General features: G+C 68.4%; 8 protein-coding genes. All 8 read right to left on the reverse strand.

Annotated features, from left to right (window positions below; translation table 11 throughout):
• A partial coding sequence (locus VGT00_04435) for an ABC transporter permease (protein HEV8530645.1) occupies positions 1-500 on the reverse strand: 500 nt, incomplete at its 3' end.
• The gene (locus VGT00_04440) at positions 500-1,444 is read right to left on the reverse strand and encodes an ABC transporter permease (GenBank protein ID HEV8530646.1); all 945 of its coding nucleotides are present in this window, start codon (positions 1,442-1,444) and stop codon (positions 500-502) included. The genes VGT00_04435 and VGT00_04440, both read right to left, overlap by 1 nt.
• Positions 1,445-1,614: 170 nt before the next feature.
• Positions 1,615-2,469, reverse strand: coding sequence for an MBL fold metallo-hydrolase (locus tag VGT00_04445; protein HEV8530647.1), 855 nt, complete (start codon positions 2,467-2,469; stop codon positions 1,615-1,617).
• Complete coding sequence (locus VGT00_04450) at positions 2,466-3,173, reverse strand: ABC transporter ATP-binding protein (protein HEV8530648.1); 708 nt, start codon at positions 3,171-3,173, stop codon at positions 2,466-2,468. Before VGT00_04450 ends, VGT00_04445 begins: the two co-directional genes overlap by 4 nt.
• Before the next feature lies 1 nt (position 3,174).
• The gene (locus VGT00_04455; protein ID HEV8530649.1) at positions 3,175-3,924 is read right to left on the reverse strand and encodes an ABC transporter ATP-binding protein; all 750 of its coding nucleotides are present in this window, start codon (positions 3,922-3,924) and stop codon (positions 3,175-3,177) included.
• Positions 3,921-4,844, reverse strand: coding sequence for a branched-chain amino acid ABC transporter permease (locus tag VGT00_04460; protein ID HEV8530650.1), 924 nt, complete (start codon positions 4,842-4,844; stop codon positions 3,921-3,923). Before VGT00_04460 ends, VGT00_04455 begins: the two co-directional genes overlap by 4 nt.
• Complete coding sequence (locus VGT00_04465) at positions 4,841-5,713, reverse strand: branched-chain amino acid ABC transporter permease (protein ID HEV8530651.1); 873 nt, start codon at positions 5,711-5,713, stop codon at positions 4,841-4,843. The genes VGT00_04460 and VGT00_04465 overlap by 4 nt, the downstream gene beginning before the upstream one ends.
• A gap of 54 nt (positions 5,714-5,767) precedes the next feature.
• Positions 5,768-6,985: an ABC transporter substrate-binding protein gene (locus tag VGT00_04470; protein ID HEV8530652.1), complete on the reverse strand. Its 1,218-nt coding sequence runs from the start codon at positions 6,983-6,985 to the stop codon at positions 5,768-5,770.
• Positions 6,986-7,346 lie beyond the last annotated feature (361 nt).

A 7,346-nucleotide genomic window follows, 5' to 3' on the forward strand; every position in this document is an offset into this window, starting at 1 on the left:
ACCCCGAAGCCCATCACTGCCATCATGGCGATGGCGAGGATGATGATGGGAAAGGCGAAGAGGCCGTCCATCACGCGCATGATCACCGTGTCCACCCACCCGCCGTAGTAGCCGGCGGCGAGACCAAGCGCGACGCCCACGCTCAGGGAGAGGAGCACGGACACGATGCCGACCACGAGGGCGATGCGGGCGCCGTAGATGATCCGGCTCAGCATGTCGCGCCCGAAGCTATCCGTCCCCGCCCAGTGAGCCCACGTGGGGCTCTGGTTCGCGGGCCCCACGCCCTGGGCGAGCGGATCGTAGGGCGCGAGCACGGAAGCGAAGAGCGCCATGAAGACAACGGCGAGGAACACCGCGAGGCCGAAGACGGCGCCGCGGTTCCGCGCGAAACGGCGCCACCAGCGGCGGGCGCGCCCGAGCTCCCGCCCCTCGGCGACGGCGTCCGCCGCGGGCGCGGAAGCGGGCAGGGCCAGCCCGTCGGCGTCGAGGGGCTGTGCCATCACGTCACCCGGATCCTGGGGTTGAGGAAGGCGTAGGTGAGGTCCACCATCAGGTTCACGACCACCACCGCCAACACCCCCACGAGGATCGTCCCCTGCACCACCGCGTAGTCGCGATTGAGGATCGCCGCGACGGTGAGGCGCCCCATGCCGGGGATGCCGAAGACGGTCTCGGTGAGGACGGCCCCGCCCAGGAGGGCTCCGAACTGCAGCCCGATCACCGTCACCACGGGGATGAGGGCATTGGCCAGCCCGTGGCGGTACACGAGCGTCGTCTGCCGCACGCCGCGGGCCCGCGCGGCCTTGATGTAGTCCTGATCGAGAACCTCGAGGAGGCTCGAGCGGACGATGCGGGCCACGAGCCCGGAGAAGAAGGTCCCGAGGGTGATCGCGGGGAGGACAAGCCGCCACATCCCGTTCCAGAACTCCTGCCAGGGGGGGACGTACCCCACGGCGGGGAACCAGCCGAGGCCCACGCTGAAGATCCAGATGAGGACGATGCCCTTCCAGAAGCTCGGCATCGAGTAGACGAAGATGGCGAAGCCCATCGATCCCCAGTCCCACGGGCTGTTCTTGCGCATGGCCGCCACGATGCCGGAGGGCAGGGCGATGAGGACCCCGACGATCAGGCTCGCCACCACCAGCACCAGGGTCGGCTGGAAGGCGTCCCACACGAGCCGCCGCACCGGCTCCTGGTTCAGATAGGAATCGCCGAACTCGCCGCGGAGGATGTTCCCGAGCCAGATCAGGTACTGGACGACGATCGAGCGGTCCAGACCGAACTTGATCTGCAGGCGCCGGTAGGCGTCTTGACTGAAGTCGTCCCCGAGCATCATGAGGATGGGGTCGCCGGGGATCAGGCGCATGAGGGCGAAGATGATCACCGACACCGTGAACAGCACGGCGATCGTCTGCGCGATGCGGGACAGGAAGAACCGGAACATGCCCGACGTCACCTCCGTAGGAGCGGTTGCAGGCGGAGGACGAATCGAACGGCGCCGTCGAGGCGCCGGATTCCACGGCTTCGGGGAGTGCCGCAACCCATACCACATCGAACGGGAGGTTGTCCAGACGACCTCGCGCGCGGCACCCGCTGACCCACGACCTCGGCGCGCTACGAGATGAGGCTCCAGCGCGACGCGGCCCCGGAGATCGTCTCCTCGGCCACGCGGCCTTCCTTCTTGAGCTTCTTGAGATGCGAGTGGACCGACATGCCGGCGGCCATGTGGAGCTTCACGGGGATGTCGGCGTAGATCACCTTAACCATGTCGGGGATGGTGCGGGCGCCATTGCCGAGGGCGGCGAGGATCTGGCGCTCGCGCTCGAGACGATGGTCGATGTACTCCTGGATCTTGGCCGCGGCGTTGTCGATCACGGGCCCGTGGGCGGAATAGATCCGCTCGGCGCCCAGGGCCTGCACGCGGCGCAGCGAATCCATGTAGTCCGCGAGATCGCCGTCCTGATCGGGGATCACGCTCGTCGAGCCGCTCAGGATGAGATCGCCGGTGAAGAGCGCCCGCTCCTCTTCGAGGTAGTAGCACAGGTGGTCCGAGGCGTGTCCGGGCGTGTGCACGGCCCGAAGCTTCACGCCGTCGCCTTCGATCACCTGCCCGTCTTCCAGATTCGTGGTCCCCTCGGGCAACCCGGCGTCCTTGAAGATCAGCTTGGAGACGGACAGGCCGGGGAAACGCTCGCGCAGGTGCGGCACCCCGCCCAGATGATCCATGTGCCGGTGGGTGAGGATCACCCGCGAGGGCTGGCCCCAGCCGCGCGCGCGAAGATAGCTCGCGAGCACGTCCATGTACTCGGGCACGCCCGCGCCCGTGTCGATCAAGATGGGATCGCGGCGGCCCACGAGGTAGGTATTGGTGCCCGGGCCGGTCATCATGCCGGGATTGAGGCCTAGCACGCGGCCTACCCTCTCGCTCGGGGTGGCTTGCCTCGGAAAATCCGGATCTATCCAGCTCACGCCTCTCCTCCCGCCTCCGCGACTCCCAGGAACCGGCGCTTGATCTCCTCGTCGGCCTCGAGGCCTGCGGGCGTTCCCTCCCACACGATTTGCCCTTTGCTCATGACATAGACCCGATCCGCGACTCGCAGCGCGAGGTGATAGTTCTGCTCCACCAGGAGAATGGAAAGGCGCTCACCCTTGAGCCCCTGCACCACGCGCCCGATCTCGCGCACGATGAGGGGGGCCAGCCCCTCCGACGGCTCGTCGAGGACGAGCATACGCCCGTTCGTCATGAGGGCCCGGCCTATGGCCAGCATCTGCTGCTCGCCGCCCGAGAGGGTGCCGCCGGACTGCTCCTCGCGCTTCCGGAGCCACGGGAAGAGATCGTACACCTTGTCGAGCCTCCACTCCCCGGGTCGAGCCCCCAGCAGGAGATTCTCCCGGACGGAGAGCGGAGCGAAGATGCGCCGCCCCTGCGGGACCAGGGCCAGGCCCCGCCGCGCGATGCGATAGGCCGGCCAGCGCTCCACGGCCTCGCCGTCGAAGACCACGCGCCCGTCTCGGGGCGGAGTCATCCCCGCCACGCTCCGGATCAGCGTGGTCTTGCCCGCGCCGTTCCGGCCGAGAAGGGCCACGGCCTCGCCCGGCGCCACCCTGACGGAGACGCCGCGCAGCACGTGACTCTCACCGTAGTACGTCTGGATACTCTCGACCTCGAGCACCCTAAGCGCTCCCCAGATAGACTTCGTACACGCGCGGATCCCGCTTGACCTGATCGAAGGTGCCTTCGGTCAGGACCTCGCCGTAGTGGAGAACGGTCACGCGCTCGGCCAGTGACCCGACGACGTCCATGTCGTGCTCGATGATGAGGAGCGTCACCTCGCGCGGCAGCCTCTCGAGCATGCGCGTCATCCGCTGGGTCTCCTCCGGCGACATGCCCGCCGTGGGCTCGTCGAGCAGGAGGAGCTTGGGCCGGGTGGCGAGCGCCACCCCCACCTCGAGCTGCCGCTGCTCTCCGTAGGAGAGCGCGCCCGCCGGCATGGCGAGCCGTGCCTCGAGCCCCACGGCCTCGGCCGTCTCCCCCGCGCGCCCGAGGGGCGCGCGCAGTCGATCCACCCGCCCGAAGACGCTCCAGCTCCCCCGCCCGTCCGCGGCCGCGGCGAGGCGCAGGTTCTCGAGGACACTGAGCTTGAGAAAGAGGTTCGTCCGCTGAAAGGAGCGGGAGATGCCGCGCCGGGCCACCGCGTGCGGCGGCAGGCCCGTCACGAGCAGGCCGTCGAAGACGATGCGCCCGGCGCTCGGCGCGAGTTGCCCCGTGATCACATTGAAGAGCGTGGTCTTGCCGGCCCCGTTCGGCCCGATGATGGCGTGGCGCGTCCTCGGTGTCACGCTGAGCGAGATACCTCCGAGCGCCGACAGCGCCCCGAAGGTACGGGTGAGCGCCGTGATGGCAAGCAGGGGCGCCGGCGTCACGAGCGTATTCCCACGCGCCCGCGGAGGGCACCCACGAGGCCTCCGGGGGCGAAGAGCACGAGAAGCACGAAGGTCAGGCCCAGGATCAGCATCCAGCGCTCGGTGTAGGAGCTGACCAGGCTCTGGAGCAGGATGAAGGCGGCCGCGCCCAGCATGGAGCCCGCGAGCGTGCCCGTGCCGCCGATGATGACCATGAGGAGGGCCTCGCCGGAGGTGGTCCAGAGAAATGCGTCAGGAGTGATGGAGCCGACCAGCTGGGTGTAGAGCGACCCGGCCACGCCCGCCACGGTGCCGGCGATGACGAAAGCCAGGAGCTTGTAGCGGTTGACCGCGTAGCCCAGCGCCTCCATGCGCGGCTCGTTCTCGTGGATGCCGCGCAGGACGTGGCCGAAGGGCGAGCGCACGATGCGCCAGAGGCAGAGCGCCGCCACGGCCGCCAGCCCCACCAGGTAGAGGTGGAACTGGAGCGGCTGTGCGGTGTCCAGGCCCAGGGCAGCCAGCCGCGGGACGCCGACGATGCCGTCCTCGGCCCCGAGCCATGCCACCTGGAAGGTGACCGCGTAGAACATCTGGGAAAAGGCGAGGGTCAGCATGATGAAGTAGACGCCGCTCACGCGGATCGAGAAGAACCCGATCGCGAGGGCGGCCAGGGCGGCGGCGGCCGCGGGGAGGAGCAGCCCCGAGACGACATCGGGCGACTTCAGCAGCGCAAGGGCGGCGACGTAGCCGCCCACCCCGAAGAAGGCGGAGTGGCCGAGCGACACCATGCCCGCGTAGCCCATCAAGAGATCGAGGCTCATGGCGAAGATCCCCCAGATCAGGATCTCCTGGAGGAGCTTGACCGGGTACTTGCCCGCGAAGGCCGGAAAGACCGCCGCCCCCACGATCAGAGCCGCGATGGCGATCCCGCGCGGGATCATTTCAGCGCGCGCCCGAACAGACCCTGCGGCCGGAGCAGCAGCACGAGGGCCATCACGAGATAGATGATGAGCATGGAGGCGCCGGGCAGCCAGGCCTTTCCGAAGGTCTCGGCCTGGCCGATGATGAGGCTGCCCACCAGCGAGCCCTTGAGGCTGCCCAGCCCGCCCACCACGACGACGATGAGGGCGGGGACGAGGATGGTGGCGCCCATGGGCGGCTGAGCGGACTGGATCGGCCCCGCGATGACCCCCGACAGCCCGGCCAACCCCGCCCCGAAGGCGAAGACGCCCGTGAACACGCGGTCGACGTTGATGCCCATGCCCGCCGCCATCTCGGAGTCGAACACCCCGGCGCGGATGATGGCGCCGAGACGCGTCCGCTCGATGAGGAGCCAGAGGACCACGGCCATCACGAGCCCGAAGGCGATCACGAACATCCGATACGACGGCACCGTGGCGCCCCAGAGCGTCACCGATCCCGAGAACAGGTCGGGGGGCGGGATCGAGCGGATGCGGCCGCCCCAGATCCACTTGACCAGGTCCTCGAACAGGTAGATGAGGCCGAAGGTCAGCAGGACCTGGTCCAGCGGACCGCGCCAGTAGAGCGGGCGGAGACAGCTGCGCTCGATCACCACGCCGATCATGCCCACCACCAGCGGCGCCGCGGCCAGGGCCAGCCAGAAGTTGCCCGTGGCCGCGATGAGCGTCAGCCCGGCGTAGGCGCCCAGCATGTAGAAGGAGCCGTGGGCGAGGTTGACCACGTCCAGCATGCCGAAGATCAGGGTCAGCCCCACCGAGAGGAGGAAGAGCAGGACTCCGTAGGACAGCCCGTTGAGGGCCTGGGCAAAGAGGTCGAGGACGAAAGGCACGGGCGAGGCGGGCGTGGGGGGCCGGGCGTGACCGCCCGGCCCCTGGTCGCTCGATCAGGCCGGCAAGGTGCAACCGGTGCCGGGGTCCCTGACGTCCGCGACCTTGTCGATCGGGACGTTGTTGAGGCCGCCCGCAACCTCCTTGACCTCGCGCACGTAGATGAACGGCTGGATCACGTTGTGAGTCTTCGGGTCGAAGCGGAAGCGGCCCCGCGGGCTGTCGAACTCGGTCTTCTCGAGCGCGGCGACGAGCTTCTCCTTGTCCTGCGTGTTGCCGTTGACGGCCTTGAGGGCGCGGACGATCGTCTCGGCCGTGTCGTAGCCCTGGCAGGCGAAGCCGTCCGGCATCTTGTTGCTGAACTTCTCGCGGAATTCCTTGACGAACCGTTGGTTCGTCGGGTTGTCCAGCACGGGCGTGTAGAAGTGCCCCGTGATGACGCCGAGCGCGGACCTGCCCTGGGCGGGCAACACGTCGGGCTCGGTCAGGAATCCCGCGCCGGTGAGCTTGGTCGTCTGCTTGAGACCGAACTGATCGTACTGCTTCACGAAGTTCACGGCGTCGGTCCCGGAGAAGAAGGCAAAGACGGCCTTGGCCCCCGACTGCTTGATCTTGGTCAGGTACGGCGCGTAGTCAGTCTCGCCCAGCTTGGGGTAGTCCTCGGCCACGACCTTGCCCCCCGCGGGCACGAAGGTCTCCTTGAACGCTTCCATCATGTCCTTGCCCGCCTGGTAATTGGGCGCGACCTGGAACACTTCTTTGGCCACGTTCTTTGCCACCCAGCCGCCCATGGGCTGGCAGGGCTGCCAGTTGGAGAAGGAGGTGCGGAAGATCCACTTGGAGCAGCGCTCGCGGCTGATGGCGTCGGCGCCCGCGTTCGAGACGATCAGGATGGTCTTGGAGCTGTGGACCTTGTCCCGCATGCCCATCAGGATGCCGCTGTGCACGGGCCCCGTGAGGATGTCCACCTTGTCGGAGTCGATGAGCTTCTCCGTCTTGCGGATGCCCACGGGCGGCTTCATCTCGTCGTCTTCCTTGATCATCTCGATCTTGCGGCCCGCTACGGTCCAGTTCTCGCGGGCGAAGACCAGCTCCATGCCCTGGGTGATCGATTCGCCGAGCACGGCGTAGACGCCGGTGTAAGGCAGGACCAGACCGACCTTGAGCGGCGCGCCCTGCGCCCGGGCCCGAACCACCCAGGGCCCCGTCGCCACGCCGGCGGCGGCCAGGGATGCGGTGGTGAGCAACGTCCGACGCGTCATCCGATGCACCATGATCTTCTCCTCCTCGTCGCTGAGTGAATCCGGTGTCGATCGGGCCCGGGTGGCCGGGGTGTCCGCCGGGCCATGCCGGCGGCGCGCATCGCGGACCGGGAGAACGCTCGGAGGAGCCATCGAGAAATCCCCCCGGGCTCCAAAGCGCCCCAAGACTACACCGAAGCGGGCGCGCGACAAAGCGCCCGGAGATATAACGCCGTGGCACCCCGGACGGCTCCCGGCGAACACAAGCTTCGCGACTGGGCGCTTCGAGCGCCGGCTCCGCTCACGATGGCCGGCACCAATGTGGGCGGAGCCTGCGGCCCCCCAGGTCAACCGAGCACGCCTCGGGCAGGACGCCTTGGAGGATGGAGCCGGT

This window comes from Candidatus Methylomirabilota bacterium, from assembly GCA_036002485.1.
Classification (GTDB): domain Bacteria; phylum Methylomirabilota; class Methylomirabilia; order Rokubacteriales; family CSP1-6; genus AR37.

Excerpts from the sequence above, each read along its gene's own strand:
- VGT00_04440 (HEV8530646.1), bottom strand. The coding sequence starts at position 1,444 with ATGTTCCGGTTCTTCCTGTCCCGCATCGCGCAGACGATCGCCGTGCTG.
- VGT00_04460 (HEV8530650.1), bottom strand. The coding sequence starts at position 4,844 with ATGATCCCGCGCGGGATCGCCATCGCGGCTCTGATCGTGGGGGCGGCG.
- VGT00_04470 (HEV8530652.1), bottom strand. The coding sequence starts at position 6,985 with ATGGTGCATCGGATGACGCGTCGGACGTTGCTCACCACCGCATCCCTG.